The sequence below is a fragment of the Pirellula sp. SH-Sr6A genome (genome assembly GCF_001610875.1).
Taxonomy (GTDB): domain Bacteria; phylum Planctomycetota; class Planctomycetia; order Pirellulales; family Pirellulaceae; genus JBKCUI01.
The window spans coordinates 1,689,661-1,712,060 of sequence record NZ_CP011272.1 but is presented as its reverse complement, the minus strand read 5'-3'; the positions used below and the strand labels follow the sequence as shown (position 1 = coordinate 1,712,060).

Genomic DNA, 22,400 nt, shown 5'->3' with positions numbered 1-22,400 from the left:
AATCGAATGAATTGCGAACTTTATCGGACTGGCTACGGGTCACTTATCAAAGCTCGTCATCCATCCCGATCCCCTCTCTCTTCATCCCCTGCTTTCCCCCTGCGAGCTTTGCGCCGTTGCGAGAAACTTCTGAGTTCTGGAGGAAGTTTCGCGCCAAGGCGCCAAGGCGCAAAGGATGCGGGGAGAAGAAGGGAGAGAATCGAATGAATTGCGAACTTTATCGGACTGGCTTCGGGTCACTTATCAAAGCTCGTCATCCATCATGATCCCCTCTCTCTTCATCCCCTGCTTTCCCCCTGCGAGCTTTGCGCCGTTGCGAGGACCTTCTTCCTGCTGGATTGTTGCGAGCTTCGCGCCTTTGCGAGAAACTCTCACGGTTTCGCCAAAGTGCGCGACCACCGGATGGTCGATTGGATCGCAGGGTTTAAATCGGGGGTCACCAATGCCTCGCTGGCAGCGGGATCGGCCTCCAAATAGGCTTGAAAAAATGTTGTCGTGATCGATTGCAACAGCGGATGGTAATTCGGATTGCGATTCGCACGACCGAAGCGGAGGGGTGTGCTGGTGAAATCGAAGTGCCTGCCGTCGAGAATGCGCAATTCAAAACGATCTGCACAATCTGGATAGCTTGCGAACCAATGGTTGCGCCGAAGTGGATCAGGTCGGCGAATCAACGATTCGTCCAAATCGGCGCTGATGATCAATCCCGGTAGGCATGGTAACGATGCAAGCTCTCTTTGTTCCTCTCCGGAGAGTGGCGTGGGTCCTAAGAGACAGACCGCTTTGGGGAGGATTGGAGCCAGCAGGCCAGCGGTCGATACGTTCGAATGCGAGGATGGACGCATTCGTGTGGTATCGGTCAAAACTTGAAGGGTAACGCTCGCCCCAAAGCCATGCCCCACGATTCCAAATCGATTCCAATCGAATTGCCCTGTTAGTGGATGGTTCGGCGACTCGGACCATTGTCGGAGCACGGAAATAGCTCGCGCCGCATCATCAGCTCGAGTATGCAAAGTGTGAGTGTTACCGAGCGACTGGTAAGCAGAAATCCGGTTCACCAGAGGTGCCTGTGCGAGAATCGTATCGATCCTATCACCGTGGGAGAGGAAGATGCAGGCAAGGCCTTGTTGCGCCCAATGGTTCATCAAATAATCGCACGCTTTCGGATTGGATCCCAAGTCCCCAAGAACAAGAATTATCGGAGCCGCGGTCGTGTGGGGCGGTAGTAGGATGTGCAAGTCGATTGTTCGCTCGTTTGCGACCTCCAAATTGGTCGACGAATTCGATGGTGACGAGGGAGGCTGTTCGGAGGACGTAACGGAGGGTACTGCGGGAGGCGCTACAGGAGTTGCATTGGCGACCGTTTCTTGTAGGGAGTGGCTGAACTCCATCCGGCGAATCGCGGCCTTGGAAGCTGTCGTCGCATCGGCCGCATTCGTAATCTCTTGAAATAGAGCATGCGCCGGTTTTTCAGAGGCGATAGGCTCGAACCATAGAAACAAACAGGTGATCGCGACGACTTGAGCGTATCTCAAAATCCTGTGTTCCTTCGGTGGTAAAGTGGTCGGATTGGTCAAAGGATTTCATCTTCACCAACCTTGCTAGGAGTTCGGTTGGAGCTCTTGATTCTACCGGCTTTTGACGATGCCCGAGTAACTCTTGCTGGACAGGTAGTCGATAGACTCTCTTGCCGAGACGTTACCTCTTCGCAAATCGACAAGGTCGATGGTCGAGGAGTGGAGTAGGTGGCGATAACATCATGTTTACTCAAGCGTTGGATGGTTTCAATTGTCAGACTTTGCTCAAATTCGTGAGATTGTTGAAGAAGAGATCTGTAATCTAAACCAACTAGTCCCGAAAGCGTTTCCGCTGACGGAGAAACGATTGCACAAGCAGGGAAATGCCTGCGGAATTTTGTATTGTTTGCATGGACCACGTAGCATCCGATTGACTGCGGTCTTTGATATCGCGACTGCTCGGGTCCTGTTTTATGACTCCACCGGTCAACGTGCTGGAACGCGCTGTGTCAAGGAACTTGTCCTGACGGCCGCGTGATAGGCGTTAGCCATGGGTTCGACGTTCGTGACTTGGGCTGCGAACGTCGACTAACACCAATAGCCCAGCGGCATAAGGGGAATGGAATCTCAATATGTTGATACTGTCCAGAAGAGAGTCCGAGCGAGTCCATCTGGGCGACGATATCGTGCTAACCATTGTTCGTGTTAACGGTGATAAAGTACGGATTGGAGTGGAAGCTCCACCGCATGTTAAAATCCTTCGTACGGAACTGGAAGTCTCTGCGCAAGACATCAAACCAGTCCATGAACAAAAAAACGCACGACGCGCCGCTTAGCGAGGCCCGTCGGGGGTAATCGATACCCAAACCATAACGTGGACGCATGACTTGTCGCATCGTGCCACTACAAAAAGCTTTCAACGCTGCAGAATCGGCCAACAACGATTTGAGCAGCGTTTTTTATTTATTCGACGCAATCGGACTGATGTTCGAGCATCGTCGCTACCAACGCTGTCCACCCCGTCTGATGGCTTGCTCCCAGCCCTCGGCCGTTATCGCCATGGAAGTACTCGTAGAACAGGATCAAGTCCTTCCAATCGGGATTCTCGCTGTAACGGGGATCATTTCCGTGGCAAGGCCGTCTGCCATCGGAATCCGGCATGAAGAGACTGATCAAGCGACGCTCGATTTCGTCGGCTACCTCCTTCAAGTTCATTTGGTTGCCCGATCCGGTGGGGCACTCGACTTGAAAGGAATCGCCGTAGAACTCGTAGTACTCGCGAAGCGAACGGACGATCAAGTAGTTCAGCGGGTACCACACCGGACCTCGCCAGTTGCTATTTCCCCCGAACATCGCCGTATCGCTTTCCCCCGGCACATATCCGACCGCTTCACGCCCCCCCGCATGGTCGAAAACAAACGGCTTCTCCCGATGCACGGCCGACAAAGATCGAACGCCAAAGGGAGACAGGAACTCGTTCTCATCGAGCATGTACGCAAGCAATCGTCGGAAACGCTCCGGCGATGGTATCGCGAGGAGCCTCATGATCCCTTCGCCACTATCCCCCTCGTGCTGCTCCATGTACGACATGTGCTTGGCCATCTCGGGACGATACTTCAGAAACCAATTCATGCGCCGTTGGAATCCGGGCAGAGCGCGAATCTTGGACTCATGGATCGTTACATTGGTGCAAAGGGGAATCAGCCCGACGAGCGATCGGACACGCATGGCGGTACTCTTTCCATCTCGAAATAGATGGTCGTAGTAGAAGCCATCTTCCTCCTCCCAAAGACCCGTCCCGTGGAGCGTATTCATCGCCTCGGCGATCTCAACATAATGCTCAAAGAATTTGCTGGCCATGTCCGAGTAGGCTTGGTTTTCATCGGCCAACTCGAGGGCCATCTGAAGCATGCAGCCACAATAAAACGCCATCCAAGCGGTCGCGTCGGCTTGATCCAACGTCCCACCCCCAGGCAACGGCTTGCTTCGATCAAAGACTCCGATGTTATCGAGTCCAAGGAACCCTCCGCTGAACACATGCCGACCACGTTCGTCTTTTCGATTCACCCACCAAGTGAAATTCAGCAGCAATTTCTGGAAGGTTCTAGCTAGGAACTCGCGATCTTTCGAGAGTTGGTATACCTGCCAGCACGCCCAAGCGTGAACCGGTGGATTGACGTCGCTCAAGGCCCATTCGTAAGCGGGGATCTGGCCGTTGGGATGCATGTACCATTCACGAAGGAACAAAACCAATTGGCTTTTGGCAAACTCGGCATCGACTCGAGCCAAGGGAATCATGTGGAAGGCTAGATCCCAAGCGGCGTACCAGGGGTACTCCCACTTGTCGGGCATCGAAATCACGTCGCTGTTGAACAAGTGCATCCAATCTCGATTCCGACCCGAATCTCGACCATACGGGATCGGTGGACTGTTCGAGTCCCCCTTTATCCATGAATCAACGACGTAGTAGTAATATTGCTTCGACCACAGCAGGCCAGCGTACGCTTGCCTCGCGACCCGGCGCTGTTCCGGGCAAAGCTTTTCCGGAATGACGTGCGAGTAGAACTCGTCGGCTTCGGTGATTCTTTTTGTAAACAATGAATCGAAATCGGAACCAAACCGGTTTGCTGTGATGGACGATTTCTTGTCGCTCGATGATGCGGCCCTACGAGGTGGGGTGGAACTCGACTCCGGCGGCTGGCCCGTCAATCGGCAGCGGAGAACCAGCGGTTTGTTGGGATGTACAATCAACACGTAGTGGGCAGCGCATTTGGTCCCACTCGCACGGGTGTCCGCACCATTGACAGCCCCGCCGACCACATGCTCGTGAAATGCATCCTTGTAGGCTTTTCCGGAAGTGGGCGTTCCTGGATGCCGATTCGGGTTGGTCTCGTTTTCCGTGAAAAGCCAGCGCGGGGTCAGATCGTCGCCGTCGCTCTCGACACGGAACTCAAATTTGCCCAGCGTGGAGTGATCGCAGGCCACGAACCCATCGGGTTCCTCTGCGGTTCGTTGCAAAACCATGCGAGGCTTCATCTCGCACCCCTCGTGATTGCAACCCCAGATCCAGGAGTTGTGGAACCAAAGAGTTGGGAGGATATGAAGAACCGCCGGCGCATCCCCTCGATTGTGAACCGTGAGTCGGATCAACAGATCGTTGGGGTCCGCTTTGCAATACTCCATCTGGCAATCGAAGTAAGCGTCGTTGGTAAAGACCTCGGAGTCGAGAATCTCAAACTCCTCCTCCAGTCGCGATCGTTGTCGATTGACGTCGCCGAGCTCCTCGTACGGGAATCTGGCCTGGGGATACTTGTAAAGACCCTTCATGTAGGAATGGGTCGGCGTGGCGTCCAAGTAGTAATAGCACTCTTTCACGTCCTCCCCGTGATTCCCCTCAGGACCGCTCAAACCGAAGAGCCGTTCTTTGAGAATCGGATCGCGGGTATTCCAGAACGCGAACGAAAAACAAAGCCTCCCACGCCGATCGCAAATTCCCAGCAATCCATCCTCGCCCCATCGGAAGGCGCGAGAACGGGCGTGATCATGAGGCAGGTAAAACCACGGCTCTTGATTCTCCGAGTAATCCTCTCGAACCGTACCCCACTGCCTCTCTGGAAGATAAGAGCCCCATCGCTGCCAATGCTCCTTCCTCGCTCGAGCAGCGACAAGTCGTTGGTGCTCAGCGGTAGCACGGAGTGCTTCGGAACTGGGGAAGCACATCGACGGTTGGGCAGGCACAGGAACTGGCATAAGCTGGATTCATGAAAGAGCAGTCGGCAGATCGGCGCTGGTGCGCGCCGGTGTGACGGGGAGTGATACTATACCTCCCAAGTCAGGTCGGGCGAGTCGCAATCCAACAACTGCATACGCCCAGCCCATTCCTCCGTATTTTTTGTTCGACGTGCGCTTGACTCGGCGAACGAATCATTCTAGTGTTAGAATAGTTCTAACTTCGAATTATTCGGAATGGTTGGCTAATGGAACAAAACGAACTGGAGACGCGGATCTCTGACTTTGAGCGGAGCATCCGCGAGATTTTCAAACATTTTCAATCGTTGCATGCGGCCGCTGCGAGCAACCCGCACATGAATCTGGGGCATCACGACTTCGTCGTGATCGAGTATCTCGGAGAGTCAGGGCCTCAAATGATGCGAGCCCTCGCGGAGCATCTGGGATTGGCCGTGAATTCCATGACTCCCATTGTCGATTCCTTAGAACAGCGGGGCTATGTGCAGCGAACTCGATCGGAGTCGGACCGACGGGTCGTGAACGTTGATTTGACCCCTGAGGGACGCCGCGCTTACGACTTCGCACACGGCATGAAGCATCAATTCCATTCCTCGCTTCTTTCGGCGCTCACTCCCGACGAGCAGGAAATCCTCTTGGTCCTGTTCCGCAAAATTGCCCGGCAGGCATCCGCGCAAGTCAAACAATTGGAGTCTCCCTAGCACTCCGCTCGCGACAAACTTCCTTTTCCCTTTTGCTCATCACTCCTTGCCCATACGGGTAGCCCCACGCGGGTATTCGATCCAACATGACGCAGTCCACTGCCACACCTATCGCCCCGCGGCGCTCCTTTCCCGTTTGGATCTGGATAGGAACCATTGCCGTCAGTTTCATCGCCGGTCGCTTTTTGTTGCAAGGACATGGCGGCGGATCCCATTCCTTGCAGCTCGGTCCTAAAGACTCTGCAGAGATTCCCGACGACGCCGTGGTTGTCACGAGCGCACCTATCATGCAACGCGATGTGCAGCGATCCGTACAAGCCGTCGGAACCTTCTTCGGATTCGAAGAACTCGCTCTCAGTTCGAAACTCGAAGGAAGAGTCTCCAAAATCCATTTCGATCTAGGCGCGGTGGTAAAGCCAGGCGATGTCCTGCTGGAAATTGACTCCACCGACTTTCGTTTGGCATTGGAGCAGGCAGAAAGGAGTCTGCAAACGGAGTTGGCCAAATGGGGATTCAAGTCCGTTCCGTCTCCTGATGTCGATGTGAGCTCCCTCCCCAGTGTTGTTTCTGCGAAGCTCCGATTTGAATTGGCCCAATCCAGGCTTGGCCGTATGCTCCCTTTGCAAGCGAGCAATGCCATCAGCGTGGAGGATCTGGAGCAAGCGAGATCGGATGCCAAGGTCATGGAATCGGAATGGAAGAACCAAGTTCTGCTCGCCAATGCTGCCGCTGCTACGGCCCGCCTCCGTGCCGCGGATCTTGAAATCGCCCAACAAAGACTCTCCGACTGCGAGATCCGGGTTCCCGTTCCCACCCTCCACGACAACCCGAACGAACTCTTCTACACTATTTCGGAACGTATGGTCACCGAAGGTACATTGCTGCGTCCCGGGACCGAGGTCTTTCGTCTCGTGCTAGGAAAGTCGCTCAAGCTGCGGTTGGCCGTCCCCGAATCCAACGCCGCAAAAATTGCGATCGGCCAAACTGTCGTGGTTCAAATCGCTTCTACCACCAATCCCGAACATGGAATCGTCTCCAATCTCAGCCCCTCGATCGAGCGGAACAATCGGACATTTCAAGTCGAAGTGACGGTTCCCAACGACTCCGGACTCTGCAAACCCGGGGGATTTGCCAAAGCGCAGATCTTGGTCGGGGAAACAGAAACCGCTAAGACCGTTCCTCCTTCGAGCCTCTACTCCCTCGCGGGTATCCAAAAGATCTTTTTGATCGAAGGAAATATCGCCAAAGAAGTTCGCGTGACCCTTGGCGAACAATCCTCCGATTGGATCGAAATCGCAAGCCCCGATCTACCTGTCAACGCGAGGGTCGCGACCAGCGGCCAGCGGCTGCTTTCGGATGGCATAGCAGTTGTCGAACGAGAAAGCCTGAGCCGTTCGGAACAGGCGAATGCACCGAAGAGTTCATCGGAGGAGAACCGCGAATGAGTATCTCTGACCTTTGCATTCGACGTCCCGTTTTTACGTGGGTTCTCGTCCTCATCCCCGTCGTGCTGGGAATCGTCTCCTACATGGAACTGGGGGTCGACTTGTTTCCCAAAGTCGACTTTCCTGTCATCTCGATCTCGGCGTCCCTCCCAGGAGCTAGCGCCGAGGAGATGGAAAGCTCGGTTACTAAACCGTTGGAGGAGGCGCTCAACACGATTGCTGGTATCGATGAGCTGCGATCGACGACCCGCGAAGGGAGCACGACCGTTGTTGTTCGTTTCGTCTTAGAGAAAAACGGGGATGTTGGAGCTCAGGAGGCTCGCGACAAAGTCTCGTCGATCTCGCGATCATTGCCCGAAGGTATGGAAACGCCCTTGGTCAATAAATTCGACCTCGACGCCGCTCCCATTATCACTCTCGGAGTATCAGGAAATCGCGACATCCGAGAAGTCACCGAGATTGCCAAACGGCAGATTCAAGAAATGTTGCAGACCGTTCCCGGAGTGGGAAATGTGTTCCTCACCGGTGGGAGAAGCCGTGCGATCAACGTGCGCATCGACACCGACCGTTTGCGAGCCTATGGCATATCGGTCGAGGAAGTCCGTCGCTCCCTCGTCGCTCAGAATCTCGAAGTCCCTGGGGGAATCGTGGATCAGGGCGCGAAGGAAATGGTACTGCGAACCCTGGGACGCGTTTCCCAATCCGAAAAATTCAACGACTTGATCGTCGCCAACCGAGGGGGGTATTCCATTCGGATTCGAGACATTGGTCACGCCGAGGATTCGATCGAAGAACCCCGAGGTCTCAGTCGATTGGACGGACAGAATGCCGTGAGCTTGTTTGTTCAAAAACAATCAGGGACCAACACGGTTGCCATCTCCGACGCAATCCAGGACCGTTTGGGACGGATCAAGAAGGCACTCCCCAGCGATATTCGCGTCGAGATCACGCAAGATCAATCGCGGTTCATTCGCGTATCGATGGAGGAGGTCAAGTTCCATTTGCTTTTGGCCGCCGGCTTGGTAGCGGTGACGATCCTGTTGTTCATTCGGGATTGGCGAACGACCATCATTGCGACGTTGGCAATCCCGACGTCGATTGTTCCCACGTTTCTATTCATGCAGTTCATGGGGTTCACCCTCAACAACATCACCATGCTCGGTCTGATCCTAGCAATTGGGATCGTGATCGACGACGCGGTGGTGGTTCATGAAAACATTTTCCGGCATATGGAAGAGAACGGTCTCGATGCCATGCGGGCATCGATCATCGGAACGAAGGAAATATCCCTCGCGGTCCTCGCGACGAGCATCTCCCTCGTGGTGATCTTCGTCCCCGTCGCCTTCATGGGGGGAATGGTGGGGCGATTTTTTAGCAGCTTTGGTTTGACGGTTGCCTTTGCTATCGTAATGAGCTTGTTCGTCTCCTTTACGCTCACACCCATGCTCTGCTCCCGATTCCTGAAACTGGAAAACGGGCATGGTGCGCAGTCGAAATCGGGATGGGTCTACCGATGGATGGAGACGTTTTACGGCTGGGTTCTGAGATGGTCGATGCGGCATCGCTGGCTGACGATTTTGCTCTCGGTGCTTGTAGTCATTTCGACCGTCCCAATCGCAATGAACCTGGGGGTCAATATGATCCCGCGAGACGATCAGAGCGAACTACAAGTCAGCTTCATCACCCCCGAAGGCTATACGCTGGAGCGGACCGATGCCGTCGTTCGGGAGATCGAGGACCGTTTAGCCAAATTGCCAGGTGTGGTGCATCGTTTTGTTTCGATCGGTCAAAGCGGGTCGGCAAAAGGGCAAGGTGATGTGACACGAGGCTCGATCTATTTGAGACTCGTAGAGCTAGAAGATCGCGAGTACAGCCAATTCGGGATGATGGATCGCGTGCGCGAGATCCTCAAGCAATACCCGGATCTCAGAACATCCGTGTCGGACGTTTCGGCCCTCGGTGGTGGACCCAACGGGGACAACCGCATTTTCCAACTCAGTTTGCAAGGCCCTGAGGTGGACCAATTAGCCGAGTACGCGGAGCAATTGCGGGAGAAACTCAATTCCCTCCCAGGGTTGGTGGACATCGATTCCACTTTGTCGATGCGCAAGCCGGAGTTGCAGGTCGATATTGACCGTGAAAGGGCCATGGATTTGGGGATTCCCGTTCAAGCCATCGCGAATTCGCTCAATGTGCTAGTCGGGGGCCAAATCGTATCGAGCTTCAAAGATGGGATCGAACAATACGATGTTTGGCTTCGCGCCGATCGGCAATTCCGAAGCGACTCCCAGGATCTGATGGCCCTCGCGATCCCTTCCCCTACCGTCGGGCTGGTGGAACTCGGAAGTTTGGCGAGTTTAAACGAGAAGCAAGGCCCCAATCAGATCGATCGATTGAACCGACAGAGAACCGTGACGATCATGGCCCACCCGGACGGTGTATCGCTCAATGAGGCCGTGCGGTACGCCAATCAATGCATTACCGAAATGAATCTCCCGCCGGAGTACGGAATCGTGTACGGCGGACAAGCAGAAATGCTGGGCGAGACCGCTTATTACTTCATGGTCGCGCTCGGGCTGAGCGTCACGTTCATGTATTTGATCCTAGCGGCACAGTTCGAAAGCTGGGTTCACCCGATCAGTATTCTGTCAGGGCTCCCTGTGACGATACCTTTTGGTTTGTTGTCCCTCCTCTTGTTCCGGACTCCTCTCGATCTGTACGCCATGTTTGGATTGTTCATGTTGATCGGAATCGTCAAGAAGAATGGGATCTTGCAGGTCGACAAGACCAACGAACTGCGCGACAAGGGAATGCCTCGCGAGCAAGCGATTCTCGAAGCGAATTACACGCGACTCCGGCCTATTCTTATGACGACTGTCATGCTCATGGCAGCGATGATACCCATTGCGCTGGGGCAGGGACCAGGGGCGAGCGCCCGGGCGAGCATGGCCAAGGTCATTATCGGTGGTCAAGCCCTATCGCTGGTATTGAGTCTGGTCGCGACCCCGGTCATGTATTCGCTCCTGGATGACGCGAAGGCATGGCTCGGACGACGCTTCAGTTGGATCCGCAAAGCGCTGATCCCCGCCAGTACCTAGCAGTCATCCCCTGTCTAGCCGTCTCGACTGTTTTTGTTATCGAACAATCGTGCCGATGGTTGACTTACGTCGAACCGTCGTCCTCGACGGTTTCCCAATGTAGAACCGTCGTCCCGACGGTTTCTTTTGCCTGAAGGGCATACACAACGTAGCCTGGGTTAACTCCCCAGGTTTTGGTTCCCGAATATGGTTTGTTGGCTGAAGGCCCTACACAAATTAGGCGTCACTCGTGCCGTCGCGATCCCGAGGAATATCAAACGAGCACGTTCCTGCACTTGGGCTAGGTCTCTGCGCCCGGGTTATGCTGTTGTAACGTGCAACGGTTTGTTTATGGCTTTCAGCCAATAAGGGCCGTGTGGGGCGCGTCGTACCTAGGGCGTTGCCCTAGGCTATGTCGTCTATGGCCTTTGGCCAATGTCGAACAGTCGTCCCGACAGTTTCCCAATGTTGAACCGTCGTCCCGACAGTTTCCTTGTGTCGAACCAACGTTCAGAAACCGGCTCTCTCCGCCTACCGGGAACTAGCGTACTGATACGGATACTGATACCCCCATGCTCCATGCTCATCGCCCTGCGAACCAAGAACCAAGAACCAAGAACCAAGAACCAAGAACCAAGAACCAAGAACCAAGAACCAAGAACGAAATCCCCGTTTCGAATAACGGTAAATACAACCACCAAGGGATCGACTTAAGTCACGCTGTGTATTTCCTTCGTGCACAAACCGTCGAGGACGACGGTTCTACAATGGAAACCGTCGAGAACGACGGTTCTACGTGCGCCGACGGCGATGAACTGGGGGCCAACGCCCGCCTTTTCACTTCGTGGCAGCGGAAATCGAAGCGCTCACAGGCTCGATCAGCACATGTTTTTGATTGGGATTCAGACCATCGACGCGCTGCTTTTGTCCATCGGGCCAAGTGATTTCGGCGTATTCGATCTTTTCACCCGGGGGGATTCCGAAGTGCAAACTGTATGGCCCCTGACTCAGGTAGCTCCCTCCCCCACACACCAGTCGAAGTCGTTTTGCTTTGTTCGTGACCATCACGACTTGGCTGCCGATGGCATCGCGATTCGATCGGGTCCCTTTCAATTCGATTTGCAACCATTGGGAGCTATTTTGAGTTTTGTTCTTGAGGACTGCGGAGGGTTGATTGACGTGGGAGACGATCAAGTCGAGGTCGCCGTCTTGGTCGATATCCGCAGCGACCATACCGCGTCCTCGCCACTTTTGGCTGAAGTAGGAATCGGGATGGAACTCCTGTCGTATTAGCTTTCCTTTGCCATTGTTGGACAGAAACAGCGGTAACTGTTCGACGGTATTGCCTGGTGGATGCCGGAGCACGTGACCGTTTGTAACAGCTATGTCTTCGTCACCGTCAGAATCGAAGTCCGCGGTCGCAGTCCCAAAGGCGACGAACATGGTTCCTAGTGCCGTAAGACCGGCCAAGGAACTCACCCCGCGATAAACGCTGTTCCCTTCATTCTTGTAAAGGGCGAACGATTCCTGTTCGTAGTTGCAAACCCAAAGATCCGGCTTCAGATCGTTATCGTAGTCGAGCGTGGCAACACCCATACTACCGGTCGGAAGCCCTCGTTCATCGAGTGCAGATCCGCTCGATACACCGACCTCTTCAAACTTCCCCTCCGTGAGATTGTGATAATAAAGGTTATTGGTCGTATCGTTCGCGACGTAGACATCGACCCAAGAGTCCTGATCGAAATCTCCAGCGAGGACACCGAGCCCTTTTCCTTTCGCCTCTGCATCGAGCCGGTCGCTGGCATCTAGAAAGGAGCCATCACCCTTGCCCAAGTACATGCGGTCGCTCAATCCTTTGAAAGCAGCCGGTGGACAGATGTCTCGAACGCCCGCTGTCGATTTGCAATCTGGATTGTTCTCCCAGGACCAATCGATGTATTGGGCGATAAACAAATCGAGAACTCCATCCTGGTTGAAGTCGGCGAAGGCGGCGCTCGTGCACCATAACGATGCATCCACACCGGAGTTCGAAGTGACGTCGATGAAGGTCCCGTCTCCTTGGTTCATCATGATCAGCACACCTCCGTAACCGGTGATGAGCAAATCAGGAAAGCCATCGCAATTGATGTCGGCGGCCTGTGCCCCCATGGTGTAGTGCTTGGTCACGTTCAGCGAAGATTCCGCTGTGATGTTGACCACTCTCTCTCCGAACTGGTTGCGCCATGCGGTACCTGGCAACCCTTGGATCTGCCCGAGTGCAGGAAGCCTTCCCCCTCCCGGGAAAAAAAAATCAGGCCAACCATCCAAATCGAAGTCGACGACAGCGACTCCGCTGCCAACCGACTCCAAATACACATAGAGGTTCGAGTCTTCACCGTTATCGTAAACATGATGGAGACCGATTTGCTTCGTGACATCCTCGAAGAGGACAGGGGTCAATGGCGATGCACTATTGGCTACAACCGTTGTCTTTGGCGATGTAGATGCGCTGTCGGTCTTCGCGCTTGGCTTGCACCCCATCGAAACAAAGAACAAGAGTAACAATAAAGGCGTAGCGAAACCAACACGCCTATTTGGGAGTAGGTGTTGGCGATTTGACAAATTGTTGGTGGTACTCATAGAGTTGTTGGTATGCCGGATCGCTACCGATCTTGGATTGATAATAGTCCGCTAACGCACCGTGCGCGGCCTCGTTGCGTACATCATACGAAAAGACGCTCTTGATCCAGTACACGCCCGTCTTCTCCGACTCGTTTTTGAGAATGATCTTCCCGACTTGAATTCGAGCGTCGGTGTCTTTGGGATTCATCCCGATCCTTTCTTGAAGCTGCGTGACTTGATCCAGCTCGGCGCGTGACTCCTTCACTTTGTCAAAGTTTTCCTCAGCCTTGTCTCGTTCCCCCAGTCCTCGCAACGCCACGGCGTAGGAATAGCGACCGATGGAATCGAGTGGGAAATAATCGAGTGCCATATCCAAATGCCTTCTTGCCGACTCGTATTCTCCCAACTCGGTTTCAATCCCACCAAGCTCGGATGCGGCGATAAATCGTTCCGGAGTTTCGTCGACGGAACGATACGATGCGCGAATATCCTCGGGAGAATGCTGCATGACATCTAGGAGTATTTCTTTGGCTTTTTCAACGTTTCCCAGTGCCTTCTCGCATTGGGCAATGCTCGTTTTGGCCGCGAGCCTTGAATTGCCTTGATCGCATCGTTTCAATACCAAGATTGCATCGGCTGGTTTGCGAATCAGCAACAGCAGACGCCCAAGACTGAACCATCCCTGAATAAAATTTGGGTCTTTCGCGACGGACTTTCGGTACTCCTCTTCAGCAGGTTCGTTTTGAAGAAGGTGTTCATGAATCCGTCCTAGCTTGTAATGCACCATGGGCTCCCAGGGGCATTCCTCTTCCCAGATCTCGAGAAGTTCTACGGCCTCTGGAAATCTGGATAGAACGGTAAGGCCCGTGCTGTAGGCATCGAGCACTTCGCCCAAATCACTATCCTGCTCTTTGATCCAATGCTTCAACGTCGATTCAGTAGAACTTTCCAGTCGTCCGAGACTCGCCAATGCGAGAAGCTGCTCTCGATTCAGTCGCTTGGAATCGAACTTACCATCGAACGCTATCTTCAATTGTGTTGCCATGGCATCGAGATCCCCACGCTTCCGCGCGAGCCTCGCGTGTAGGAACGCGGTTTCACCATTGGCAAGATGCATGCGATCGAGCGCGGACAGCCAACCCTCTGCTTGATCCAGATCGTGCTTTTGCAAAGCAACGATCGCGGACGAATGGACGATGCGCGGCACGCCCCCCCAAGCAAAAAAGAGAATAAGGAGGAAAAGCAAGACTCCTAGTAGGCCCCAAAGACGCGTCCTATTGGAAGACGTCGTCGTCGAAGACGCGCGTTTGGAATTGGAGTGTGGATGCGACTTTCCCATTGTCTGGTTGGCTGGTCTTTCCGTATGACGTGCCGAGCTCGGCCAATACCGGTCGGAGACCGGTTGCAACAAAAACGCCGGTCGGAGACCGGCTACTACGCAAGCGACGGTCGGGGACCGGTTATTGTGTGGGACGGGTAGTGATGCAAAAGAGGGTGGCACCGTATGAAACGAACGCCACCCTCGTTTGAAAAATCGATCACCCTGCCGCTACCGGCCGATTGGCTTACAGCTTCGAAAGAAACTCTTTGGCTTTGGCTTTGATCTTCGCAGGATCGGTGAGCCCCATCAGTTCGTCCATGTAGGGCTGGAGGGCCTTCGCCTTTTCCATATCGGTCGTGCTCAGCATGTTCAACTGACGTTGATAAACCACCGCACCACTTCCCAATGGCTTGCCGTTTTTAGCGGTCTCCTCGAGCATTACTCGCAATTGATCGATCCCCTCTGTCGGGACCCCTTCAATCACTTGGGAATACTCCACGTTACCACCGCCACCACAACCGACAAACGCACCAAGGACCAACGTTCCTAGAAGCAAATTTCGCAACACGATTGAATTCCTAAATCTCTTAAACGCGGTTCCGAAAGTAAAAAACCCTCTGGACTCCAAAAAGAGCCCAGAGGGAATGTTGATTAAGCTACCAAGAGCTCTTAGTACTCGCCAGGCACATCGGCACCAATAGCTGAACCCAGCGATTGGTAGGTGATGAGATCCACGCTGTTACTGATGAAAGTAACCGAACCGTCACCGAGAGCGTGCATTACGCCACCGGTGTGTCGGCTTCGTGCTGGGAATACACCGGAGGAGTCTCCTTGACCGCAACCATCACACGCCATACCAGCGGGGAACCGCCAGTTTGGTGGTGCAACGGTGTTAATGGCCGTGTTGTAGAAGCCAGGAGCAGCCCAGCGGAATCCTGCGTCGGCACGGTGGGTCGCACCAGCTGCTGCGGTGAGAGCACCGTAAGCATCAAGCTGAGCTTGAGTTGGCTTCATGGCGAAAGGAAGGGGAATGTTACGAGCGAAGTCACCCATGTTGGTGAGGATCGCTGTTGTTGCGTCACCCTTGACGAATTCCGCCATCATAATGGTGTTGGAAAGACCGTCGGTGATGTCCCCAAACTTGGTATCGACGTTTCGCTTGTAGAAACCGTTTTGATTTCCTGCAGCGGTGTTCCAACCCACGTTCGAGCCTTCGCTCCAGCCGTAATTGTTTTGTCCCAATTCAGCTGCCGACGGATAAGGGCGATCCGATGGGCAAAGGAATGCTGGAATCGGGGTACGTCCCAAGATCAAAGGCGTTACGCTAACACCGGCAGGGGGTGGTGCCGGGTTGTCGTAGTGATAGAGGGTGAAGGTAAACTGCTGGAACAGATTGTTCTGTTCGATGAACGGAAGGATTCCGACGTGTGCGGAATATCCATTCCAGTTCGATTGCTGCATTCCAAGTCCCTTGTCGACCCAAGTCGCCAAACGCGAGACTTTCTTGAATGAGCTCTCATAGTTGTGCATCGACAATGCCAACTGCTTCATGTTGTTGCTGCAGCTCATACGGCGTGCCGCTTCCCGAGCCGCTTGCACGGCGGGCAACAGCAGCCCGACCAAAATTCCGATGATCGCAATAACGACCAACAATTCAACGAGCGTGAAGCCTTTACGCTTCTGTAACATACGTTCCCCTTCGCAAAAAAATGATTTCACCAACCTCATATCCCTCGCACTCTTTGTGGGGGACTCCGACGCCCCTAACGAGGGATATTTAGAGAGTTTACGCGCCCATGCAGGATTTGTGCAGGTTTTTTCGATCGTTTTTGAGTCGTTTGATTAGTTGTTTTTTTAAATCCATTGCTTGACTATCAAAAAGTTTACTGCAATGGGGTCTTTCGTTGCAGTTTTGCACAGTTCTGAGACGCGTGGTAGTGGATTTTCTAATAATGGGTTTCTGTGCGCTCTTTCCGATTCTGGAAAAGAAGAGCGCATACTGCGTCATAATGTCGGGCTGCTGGGCACTTAGAAGATTTCGTGAAGGAAAGGAGTAGAACTACGCCAAAACTTCTTTCACAACACGCGCTGGGAGGACACCGGTCAAACGGAAATCAAGTCCTTGAGAACGCACCGTCAGACGCTCGTGATGCAGTCCAAGCTGATGCAAGATGGTTGCATGGATGTCGCGCACATGCACCGACTGATCGATCGGTCCAAATCCAAACTCGTCGGTCTCGCCATAGCTCACACCCGGCTTGAAACCGCCTCCGGCAAACCACATGGTGAATGCATCGATGTGATGGTTTCGCCCCGTCGATTCTCGCACCTCTCCCATCGGTGTCCTGCCGAACTCTCCTCCCCAAATGACAATCGTGTCATCGAGAAGCCCACGACGCTGTAGATCTTGAACCAACCCCGCGCAGGGCTGATCGATCTCCTTGCTGATTTCGGGCAAGTGCTTTTCTAAGTTCTCGGTCGGACCTCCGTGATGGTCCCAGTTGGTGTGGTAAAGCTGTATGAATCGAACCCCGCGTTCTGCTAACCTTCGGGCTAACAAACAGTTCCTGGCAAACGTCGACTCCTTGGGATCCCGGATGCCATACAAGTCGAGGGTCTCTTGGGTCTCATCCGAAGTATCCATCAAATCCGGCGCGCTGGACTGCATACGATAAGCCATTTCATACGCATTGATTCGTGTTGCGATCTCGTCGTCCCCCGTGTTGGCAAACCGCATCGCATTGAGCTCTCCCACCGCGCGAATCACTTCAATCTGTTTCTCCTCGGTGACTTGCTCCGGTGTCGTTAAATTCAAGATCGGCTCACCCTTGTTTCGTAGCGGCACTCCTTGATACGTCGATGGCAACATGCCGCTCCCCCAGAGAATCGCACCTCCGCGAGGACCGCGGGGGCCGCTCTGCAATACCACGAAGCCAGGCAAGTCATTGCACTCGCTTCCCAATCCGTATGTCAACCAAGCCCCCATGCTGGGGCGACCGAACTGCCCAGTCCCAGTATTCATAAACAGCTTGGCGGGAGCATGGTTGAACAAATCGGTTTTGCACGTGCGGATAAATGTGAGATCGTCCACGATCTTGGCCGTATGAGGTAGCAGATCGCTTACCCAAGATCCCGTCTCTCCATACTGGGCAAAGGTTCGCCGCGTTCCGAGCAAATTGATGCGGTGACTGCTGTCCATGAATGCAAACCGCTTCCCTTCCACATAACTCTGCGGAATTGGTTGCCCGTTCAACTGGTTCAACGCGGGCTTGTAGTCGAGCATGTCCAGTTGGGAGGGGCCCCCCGCCATGAACAAAAAGATGACTCGCTTCGCCTTCGGAGCAAAATGCGGATCCTTCGGCGCGAGCGCATTGCTCTCGAAACCGGCCCCAAAACCAGATTGCGCCAACAACTGTTGCAGCGCCAGAGCACCTACCCCAATTCCACATCGTTCAAAGAAGTGGCGACGCGTTTCCTGTTGCAGAGCTAGTTCAAATGGATGGTTGGATCGATTCATGATTTCGTTCTGGCGTTGTCCATTGGCTTGGGTTGTCGTGGATGCGCTTTCGCAAGCTCACTCGCGAGTGAGCGTTTCATCGAGGTTGAGGAGAACCCTCGCCGCGCTAAACGGATCAAGCTGGCGAAGAACCGCCAGTTCCTCTTCCGTAGGCAATCGAGACGTACAGCGCTGAAAGGCAACCTCCACTCCTTCGCGCTCGACGATCTTCGAGAGAGCTTGCGCGAATTCCACAAAGGCGGAGTCATTGAGAAGGGTCAAAGCCTGAAGGGGCGTGTTGCTTCGATTGCGGCGTGTGCAACTGCTGTTTCCCTCCGGTGCATCGAACACGTTCAGAGAAGGGGGTGGCGTGGCGCGGAAGATAAAGGTGTAAACCCCTCGGCGGTAGCGGTCCTCGCCCTGGCTCACTTTCCATTCCCTTTTAACTTGCCCCTGTGTCATGACACCATCCGGGATCGGTGGGAAGACGGGAGGCCCTCCCAATTTGGGACTGAGCAATCCGCTGGCGGCCAGCCCCACATCTCGGACCAACTCCGCGTCCAACCGAAGGCGATTCTGTTTTGCTAACCAGTAATTGTCGCGATCAACATGGATCAAGTCGCTGCGCCCAAGTGAGCTTCGCGTGTAGGCGTCCGAGCAGACAATTCTGCGATGTAAGGACTTCAAACTCCAGCCACCCTTCATCCAGTCGATCGCTAGCCAGTCCAGCAACTCGGGATGGGTGGGAACCGCGCTCTGCAATCCAAAGTCATTTTCCGTCTCGACAATCCCCCGTCCGAAGTAGACTTGCCATACGCGGTTTACCAGGACACGCGCGGTGAGGGGATTCTCCCGATCTACAATCCAGCGCGCCAGATCGAGCCGGTTGGGTTTGTCGCTTTGCGGCGCGAAACGGTGGAGCACGCTCGGAACACCTGGCTGCACCGGTTCGTCGGGGCGAGTGAAATCCCCTTGGATGAAGACGGTCGTGTTGCGTCCCTCCGGCTTTTCCTTCATTACCAGAGTCGATACCCCAGCGGCTAACTCCCTGTCGATCTCGACGATTCGGTTCTGCAGCTCTCGGATCGCAGGATCGACGGTCTCGGCCTCTTTCTCTTGCTGAAGACTGTTTTTCTCTCGCTGAAGACTGGCGGTGTAGAGCGATGCACGATGCAGGGCATTGCGTTTCTTTGTCTCTACTTTCAAAGCGTCTTTCACCGGCTTCGGCAATTTTTCCTGCTCGCCCTTCTCCAGCCCTTTCTCCCACTGCTCGATGCTCTCGGCGAGTGGGCGAAGTTTGTCATCGAGGGAACGCATCGCTGAATCACGCTCGGCTTTTAATGCGGCCGGATCGATTCCCTCGGGGAAAATTTTGTGCTCTGGTTCGTCCTGGTTGTTGAAAAACGCAAAGAGCCGGTAGTATTCCTTCTGCGTGATCGGATCGAATTTATGATCGTGGCATTGCGCGCAACCTACCGTGAGTCCGAGGAAGACGGTTCCTGTCGTCGCGACGCGGTCGAAAATGCTTTCGATGCGAAACTGCTCGGGATCGACTCCTCCCTCTTGATTGATTTGCGTATTGCGGTGGAAACCGGTGGCGACGATCTGCGAGGATGTCGCTTGAGGGAGTAGATCCCCGGCGATTTGCTCCAACGTGAATTGGTCAAATGCCATATCATCATTCAATGCCTGAATGACCCAATCGCGATAAGGCCATATCGAACGCGGAGCATCGATGGAGTAGCCGTGGCTATCTGCGTATCTCGCTTGATCCAGCCACCATCGCCCCCATTTTTCGCCGTAATGCGGATTCTCAAGGAGTTGTTCCACCCTCTCTGTGTAAGCCTTCAAACCACGCGAAGCATAGTCCGATTGGAAGTCTTGTATCTCGGTCGGTGTTGGGGGGATACCTATCAGATCGAGGTAGACTCGACGGAGCAGTGTTTCCGCACTTGCCCGAGGTGAGGCAGCAATCGACTGCTGTTCCAGCTTTTGGTAAATGAACGCGTCGATCGGATTTGCAAAATCACCGACCTGTTTCGGATCGGTTGGTGGAAGAGACGCCTCTGGTTTTGCGAAGGCCCAATGGGGTTCGTACTTAGCTCCGTCCCGGATCCACTGAGTCAGCCGTTCCTTTTGCTCTCGCGATAGTTTCTTTCCCGATTCAGGAGGAGGCATCATCGAACTTTCATCCTCCGAGAGGATGCGACTTATCAGTTCGCTCGCATCGGGATCCCCAGGTCTTACTGCAATCTCGCCTGAGTCCAGTTCGGCTGTCGCCCCCTCATACGTATCCAACCTTAGACCTGCCTCCCGTTTGGAAGCGTCAAAGCCATGGCAGGCCAAGCAATACTCGGAAAGTAGGGGACGGATATCGCGATTGAATCGAAGGGGTCCGTCGGCCCCAAAGCCCATCGAGCCCGTCGCTGCGAACCCGATGCTAGCTAGCCAATAGCTGGCGAACACCCTCGCGAGGAGGGGGCTAAACAAGATTTTGTGTAACGGTGGCATACCAATCGTTCCGTCCGGGTTTGGCGATTGAAAAGGACCTTAGATAGAATACACAACTTTGGCTCCGAGAGCCCGCCCTATTTTCCGTCCCCGCGGTGATGGGAACGAATGGAAAGTGGGTTCTCCGGCATGTGCTGCCTCACTCGTTTTCCTTTTTTGACGTCAACACGGCATAGGCCAGACGCTGCAGTTCCACCGCTAAGTCGACGTTGACAATCGTTACAGAACTCTGAGGAGGGGTCACCGTGACAGGGGCAAAGTTCAGAATCCCTGTAATCCCTACCAATTCCAGCCGCCGCGCGACAGTCGGGGCCGACGCTGCGGGTACGGACAAAATCGCCAATTCCACTTTTTCTCGTTCGACGAATTCTTCTAGGGCGACGAAGGACTGGATTTGCAGCTTGCCAAGATTCTTTCCAATTTTGCTCGGATCGATGTCAAAGGCCCCAACCAACTGAAAGCCTTGTTGCTCGAACCCGCGATAGCCCGACAACGCCGTCCCCAGGTTCCCCACTCCGACGAGGATGACGTTCCAAGACCGATTTCCACCCAAGGCGTTTTGAATGGTTTCGATCAATCCCCGAATTTCGTAGCCCACTCCCCGTTGTCCCATGGGGCCGAAGCCGGATAAGTCTCTGCGAACCTGCGAGTCGTTCAGACCCAATCGACGCGCGAGAACTCCGCTCTGCACTCGAGTGCTCCCTCCACGTTGTAACTGTTGCAATTCTCGAAGATAAAGGGGCAATCGGCTGATCGTTGCGTCAGAAAACATCAGTGAAGTGGTTTCGCGTAAGATAAAGGATTTGCATGGAGCCAACAGAACACCCCATGATACCGAATCGAATAGCGACGATGAATGAACCGAGCCTTTCCTCGACCAGGAGAGATTGGCTCGTTCACGCCATGAAAGCGACAGCGATCGGTGCGACCCATGCGATGCTAACAGGGTGTATTCCTGGTCGGAAGAGCGAGACTCCCTATCAAGTCGATGCGATCATCGGCCAACGGGGAATGGCGGATGGTCGATTTCAAAAGCCACGGGCCATCGCAATCGATGATTCCAACCGCGCCTTTGTGGTCGACAAAACCGGACGCATCCAAGTTTTCGATGAAGAAGGGACTTTTGTTCGCGGTTGGCGAACGCCGGAAATCGAACAAGGTAAACCGACCGGTCTGAGCATCGACTTGGATGGCACGCTCATCGTGGCCGACACGCATTACTTTCGGTTTCTCTTCTACACGGCCGAGGGAAATCTGCTCGACGAGCGGACGATCGGCGGGGTCAACGGCAGCGGGCCTGGCAAATTCGCATTCGTTACCGATGCCGTCCGCCTTCCATCGGGTGAATTTGTGCTTGGCGAGTACGGCGAGTTTGATCGCATTCATAAGTACAGCCCAAATGGAGAGTACATCGCAAGCTTGGGCGAACACGGGCGCGAACCGCTTCAGTTCAGTCGCCCTCAAAGTTTGGCCGTCGATACGGAAGGTTGGCTGTGGGTAGCGGACGCCTGCAATCACCGCGTGCAAGTCATCGACTGGACAGGGGACAAGCCTCGGTGCCTCCGTATGTTCGGCGAAGAAGGGGACGAGCCGGGACAGTTCAAATACCCGTACAGCTTGGCTTTGTTCGGTGACGGCTTGCTGGTGAGCGAATATGGAAACCATCGGGTTCAGCGACTTGACCGGAATGGCAAAAGTGTGGCGACTTGGGGGCAAGCGGGAAGCAAGCCAGGGGAACTAAATCAACCTTGGGCCATCGCCGTCGATACGAAAGAACGCATCTACGTCGTCGATTCCGGCAACAATCGAATCCAACGTTTCTACCTCTAAACGCCCCGCTGCAGACCGCAAGGCCTCCAAGATGGCCAACGGCCAACGTGGAACCATCGTCCAGATGGTTTCATACGTCGAACCGTGGTCCCGACGGTTTCCCAATGTAGAACCGTCGTCCTCGACGGTTGCCTTATGTAGAACCGTCGTCCTC

Annotated in this window: 15 protein-coding genes; 5 read left to right on the top strand and 10 right to left on the bottom strand. The window is 54.2% G+C overall.

The window, feature by feature from the left end; translation table 11 throughout:
- Window positions 1–243 precede the first annotated feature (243 nt).
- Both VN12_RS26605 and VN12_RS06800 read right to left on the bottom strand, forming a co-directional pair.
- On the bottom strand, window positions 244–375 hold the full coding sequence (locus tag VN12_RS26605; protein ID WP_256388125.1) for a hypothetical protein: 132 nt from the start codon (window positions 373–375) through the stop codon (window positions 244–246).
- Complete coding sequence (locus VN12_RS06800; RefSeq protein WP_146676116.1) at window positions 372–1,535, bottom strand: alpha/beta hydrolase family protein; 1,164 nt, start codon at window positions 1,533–1,535, stop codon at window positions 372–374. Before VN12_RS06800 ends, VN12_RS26605 begins: the two co-directional genes overlap by 4 nt.
- 614 nt (window positions 1,536–2,149) lie before the next feature.
- Here VN12_RS06800 and VN12_RS06795 point away from each other — a divergent pair.
- Window positions 2,150–2,353, top strand: coding sequence for a carbon storage regulator (locus VN12_RS06795; protein WP_146676115.1), 204 nt, complete (start codon window positions 2,150–2,152; stop codon window positions 2,351–2,353).
- Window positions 2,354–2,480: 127 nt separating this feature from the next.
- On the opposite strand, the gene VN12_RS06790 is transcribed toward VN12_RS06795, so the two are convergent.
- The gene (locus tag VN12_RS06790; RefSeq protein ID WP_240491344.1) at window positions 2,481–5,267 is read right to left on the bottom strand and encodes an MGH1-like glycoside hydrolase domain-containing protein; all 2,787 of its coding nucleotides are present in this window, start codon (window positions 5,265–5,267) and stop codon (window positions 2,481–2,483) included.
- A 227-nt stretch (window positions 5,268–5,494) separates the two neighbouring features.
- On the opposite strand from VN12_RS06790, the gene VN12_RS06785 reads away from it, so the two are divergent.
- From VN12_RS06785 to VN12_RS06775, 3 genes are all read left to right on the top strand, one after another.
- Window positions 5,495–5,965, top strand: coding sequence for a MarR family winged helix-turn-helix transcriptional regulator (locus tag VN12_RS06785; RefSeq protein WP_146676114.1), 471 nt, complete (start codon window positions 5,495–5,497; stop codon window positions 5,963–5,965).
- 86 nt (window positions 5,966–6,051) lie between these two features.
- Window positions 6,052–7,410, top strand: a complete 1,359-nt coding sequence (locus VN12_RS06780; protein ID WP_146676113.1) for an efflux RND transporter periplasmic adaptor subunit — start codon at window positions 6,052–6,054, stop codon at window positions 7,408–7,410.
- The gene (locus VN12_RS06775; RefSeq protein WP_146676112.1) at window positions 7,407–10,508 is read left to right on the top strand and encodes an efflux RND transporter permease subunit; all 3,102 of its coding nucleotides are present in this window, start codon (window positions 7,407–7,409) and stop codon (window positions 10,506–10,508) included. Before VN12_RS06780 ends, VN12_RS06775 begins: the two co-directional genes overlap by 4 nt.
- A gap of 816 nt (window positions 10,509–11,324) precedes the next feature.
- Here VN12_RS06775 and VN12_RS06765 read toward each other — a convergent pair.
- The 7 genes from VN12_RS06765 to VN12_RS06735 all read right to left on the bottom strand — a co-directional run bounded on the left by VN12_RS06765 (window position 11,325) and on the right by VN12_RS06735 (window position 21,188).
- Entirely contained in the window at window positions 11,325–13,007 is a 1,683-nt protein-coding gene (locus tag VN12_RS06765; protein ID WP_168164260.1) for a CRTAC1 family protein, read from the bottom strand.
- A 49-nt stretch (window positions 13,008–13,056) separates the two neighbouring features.
- Window positions 13,057–14,259, bottom strand: a complete 1,203-nt coding sequence (locus VN12_RS06760; protein WP_146676109.1) for a tetratricopeptide repeat protein — start codon at window positions 14,257–14,259, stop codon at window positions 13,057–13,059.
- A gap of 394 nt (window positions 14,260–14,653) precedes the next feature.
- Window positions 14,654–14,977 carry a hypothetical protein gene (locus tag VN12_RS06755; protein WP_146676108.1) on the bottom strand — a complete coding sequence of 108 codons (324 nt, stop codon included), beginning with the start codon at window positions 14,975–14,977 and terminating at the stop codon, window positions 14,654–14,656.
- A 101-nt stretch (window positions 14,978–15,078) separates the two neighbouring features.
- On the bottom strand, window positions 15,079–16,098 hold the full coding sequence (locus tag VN12_RS06750; RefSeq protein ID WP_205855209.1) for a DUF1559 domain-containing protein: 1,020 nt from the start codon (window positions 16,096–16,098) through the stop codon (window positions 15,079–15,081).
- Between the two features lie 370 nt (window positions 16,099–16,468).
- Entirely contained in the window at window positions 16,469–17,926 is a 1,458-nt protein-coding gene (locus tag VN12_RS06745; protein ID WP_146676107.1) for a DUF1501 domain-containing protein, read from the bottom strand.
- A gap of 57 nt (window positions 17,927–17,983) precedes the next feature.
- The gene (locus tag VN12_RS06740; RefSeq protein WP_146676106.1) at window positions 17,984–20,416 is read right to left on the bottom strand and encodes a PSD1 and planctomycete cytochrome C domain-containing protein; all 2,433 of its coding nucleotides are present in this window, start codon (window positions 20,414–20,416) and stop codon (window positions 17,984–17,986) included.
- 139 nt (window positions 20,417–20,555) lie between these two features.
- Window positions 20,556–21,188 carry a redox-sensing transcriptional repressor Rex gene (locus tag VN12_RS06735; RefSeq protein ID WP_146676105.1) on the bottom strand — a complete coding sequence of 211 codons (633 nt, stop codon included), beginning with the start codon at window positions 21,186–21,188 and terminating at the stop codon, window positions 20,556–20,558.
- Between the two features lie 80 nt (window positions 21,189–21,268).
- On the opposite strand from VN12_RS06735, the gene VN12_RS06730 reads away from it, so the two are divergent.
- Window positions 21,269–22,246: a hypothetical protein gene (locus VN12_RS06730; RefSeq protein WP_146676104.1), complete on the top strand. Its 978-nt coding sequence runs from the start codon at window positions 21,269–21,271 to the stop codon at window positions 22,244–22,246.
- Window positions 22,247–22,400: the final 154 nt, after the last annotated feature.

What these genes read in the sequence shown, in the direction of transcription:
- VN12_RS06795 (WP_146676115.1), top strand. Translation starts at nt 2,150, where the DNA reads ATGTTGATACTGTCCAGAAGAGAGTCCGAGCGAGTCCATCTGGGCGAC.
- VN12_RS06730 (WP_146676104.1), top strand. Translation starts at nt 21,269, where the DNA reads ATGAATGAACCGAGCCTTTCCTCGACCAGGAGAGATTGGCTCGTTCAC.
- VN12_RS06750 (WP_205855209.1), bottom strand. Translation starts at nt 16,098, where the DNA reads ATGTTACAGAAGCGTAAAGGCTTCACGCTCGTTGAATTGTTGGTCGTT.
- VN12_RS06785 (WP_146676114.1), top strand. Translation starts at nt 5,495, where the DNA reads ATGGAACAAAACGAACTGGAGACGCGGATCTCTGACTTTGAGCGGAGC.
- VN12_RS06765 (WP_168164260.1), bottom strand. Translation starts at nt 13,007, where the DNA reads ATGGGGTGCAAGCCAAGCGCGAAGACCGACAGCGCATCTACATCGCCA.
- VN12_RS06780 (WP_146676113.1), top strand. Translation starts at nt 6,052, where the DNA reads ATGACGCAGTCCACTGCCACACCTATCGCCCCGCGGCGCTCCTTTCCC.
- VN12_RS06740 (WP_146676106.1), bottom strand. Translation starts at nt 20,416, where the DNA reads ATGCCACCGTTACACAAAATCTTGTTTAGCCCCCTCCTCGCGAGGGTG.
- VN12_RS06745 (WP_146676107.1), bottom strand. Translation starts at nt 17,926, where the DNA reads ATGAATCGATCCAACCATCCATTTGAACTAGCTCTGCAACAGGAAACG.
- VN12_RS06775 (WP_146676112.1), top strand. Translation starts at nt 7,407, where the DNA reads ATGAGTATCTCTGACCTTTGCATTCGACGTCCCGTTTTTACGTGGGTT.
- VN12_RS06735 (WP_146676105.1), bottom strand. Translation starts at nt 21,188, where the DNA reads ATGTTTTCTGACGCAACGATCAGCCGATTGCCCCTTTATCTTCGAGAA.
- VN12_RS06790 (WP_240491344.1), bottom strand. Translation starts at nt 5,267, where the DNA reads ATGCCAGTTCCTGTGCCTGCCCAACCGTCGATGTGCTTCCCCAGTTCC.